Raw genomic sequence first — 239 nt, forward strand, 5'->3', positions numbered from 1 at the left:
GCACCGGACGATGCCGTCATGCCGGTGGAGGCGATGGCGAGCGTCGCCGTCCCGCCGGCAGCCGTGTTCGTCGCCTGATTGCGCGACGATTGGAGAAGCGGCGTCGCCAGCGTCGTCGCATTCGTGCCGCGCGATAGGGTTTCGCTCGAAGTGGAGCTCAGCGTGCCGCTCGAAATCACCGAGATGCCATTACCGTTCAGGACACGGCCGCTCAACGTCGCCGACGCACTGGCGTAGGG

1 protein-coding gene is annotated in these 239 nt (G+C 66.9%); it reads right to left on the bottom strand.

Features of this window, described 5'->3' with window-relative positions:
- The coding region (locus AC0IYH_RS33745; protein ID WP_471838813.1) for a hypothetical protein at positions 1–239 on the bottom strand (239 nt) is incomplete at both ends.

It is taken from the genome of Pseudomonas sp. AC463 (genome assembly GCF_979253585.1).